The sequence below is a fragment of the Polaromonas sp. P1_E3 genome, assembly GCF_056405935.1.
Genome location: NZ_JBFUBD010000532.1, coordinates 1 through 1,572, shown reverse-complemented (window position 1 = coordinate 1,572; position 1,572 = coordinate 1). Strand labels below are relative to the sequence as shown.

The 1,572-nt window shown below is 63.5% G+C and carries 2 protein-coding genes; one reads left to right on the top strand and one right to left on the bottom strand.

Annotation, left to right across the window (positions count from 1 at the left end):
* Positions 1-125: 125 nt before the first annotated feature.
* Complete coding sequence (locus AC1D0Z_RS21365; RefSeq protein ID WP_477660162.1) at positions 126-752, bottom strand: NADPH-dependent F420 reductase; 627 nt, start codon at positions 750-752, stop codon at positions 126-128.
* A gap of 106 nt (positions 753-858) precedes the next feature.
* Between AC1D0Z_RS21365 and AC1D0Z_RS21360 the strand changes: the two genes are divergently transcribed.
* Positions 859-1,572: LysR family transcriptional regulator (locus tag AC1D0Z_RS21360; RefSeq protein WP_477660161.1), on the top strand; the 714-nt coding region annotated here is incomplete at its 3' end.

Sequence of the window (1,572 nt, the reverse complement as noted above, 5' to 3'; positions counted from 1 at the left end):
CGCTGCCGCGGGCCTGAAACACCCCAAAAAAAGCCTCGAAAGGCCTTTTTTGAGTGTCAAAACGGGCTGCAGGCCAATAGAGACGAGCGCAAGCAGCTATTGATTTGATAGCGATTGCTGCGACTTCACCCGAACTGCACCAGGTTGAGAATGGGCAGCGGGCCGCCGGGAAACTGCGCCAGGCGTCCACCCACGGCCAGCGTGCCGAGGTCGATTCCCGAGAACCCGAGCTGGCTGATCAGTGCCGCCACGGTCGCCTTTGCCTTGGCGTCGTCGCCCGAGAAAAACAGCACGCGTTTGCCGCCCTGGTCGGCGGGGTCAGTGGCCAGCAGCTGGGCGACCAGGTGGTTAAAGGCCTTTACCACGCGCGCGCCGGGCACCAGCTCGGCAAACACTTCGCTGGAGGCGCGGCCGTTCAGCTCAACGGGCCGGAGAGGAGGGCCTTCGACAGCGTTGTTGGCGTCAATAACGACACGGCCGCCAAAGTTGGGCAAACCGGCCAGCGCCTCAGGCAGGCGCCCCCAGTTGACGGCCACCAGCACGATGTCTTTTGTGGCGGCCTCCTTGACGGTGCCGGCGTGGATGGTGGGGCCCAGTTCGCGCACGATGTCTTTGAGCGAGTCCGGGCCGCGGCTGTTGGACAGCGTGGCATGGATGCCCTGGCGGGCCAGGGTTTTGGCAAACGCCGTGCCGATGGCGCCGGCGCCGATGATCCCGATGCTGGGGCTGGATGGGGTTGAGGGGGTAGACATAAATTCACTCCTTGGTTGTTGATGGGTGAATGATGGGTTTTTGATTGCCATTTGATAAGCTGGAAATTGATTGAATTATTTTCAACTATTACTTTAAGATGGTGAAATGGAAACCCTGGCCAACCTCGAATCGTTTGTGCGTAGCGCCGAAGGCCGCAGCTTTTCGGAAGCAGCGCGGCGCTTGGCGCTGACGCCAGCTGCCGTCAGCCGCAATGTGGCCATGCTGGAGCGAAACCTGGGCGTGCGGCTGTTCCAGCGCTCAACCCGCAAGCTCACGCTGACCGAGGCCGGCGAACGCTTCCTGGTCTCAATCGGCGGAAACCTCACCGCGCTGCAGTCCGCCATTGCGGCCGTTTCCAGCGACAGCGGCACTCCTGCGGGCCCGCTCAAGGTCAGCATGTCGCCCACCTTCGGTACCGAGTACATCGTGCCTTTGCTGCCGGCCTTCCTGGCCCGCTATCCGCTGATCCGCCCCGACTGGTACTTTGAAAACCGGCCGGTCGATCTGATTGCCGAAGGGTATGACGCGGCCATTGGCGGGGGCTTTGAACTGGCACCGGGTGTGGTGTCCCGCGCCTTGGCCCCGATTCACTTGGTCGCTGTGGCATCGCCTGCCTATATGGCGAGGCAGCAGGCGCCAGTCGATCCCGCTGGCCTCGCCGGACTCCAGGGTATCGCCCTGCGATCCAGCGCAACGGGCCGGGTTCGCCAGTGGGTCATGCGCGATGGGGCAGGGGTGGAAGTCCCGGCAAGTCTGACGGAGTCGGTGGTCGTGAACGACCCGACGGCCATGCGCGCCGCAGCGCTCCTGGGCCTGGGC

Coding starts and splice junctions, on each gene's coding strand:
- AC1D0Z_RS21365 (WP_477660162.1), bottom strand. CDS start 752: ATGTCTACCCCCTCAACCCCATCCAGCCCCAGCATCGGGATCATCGGC.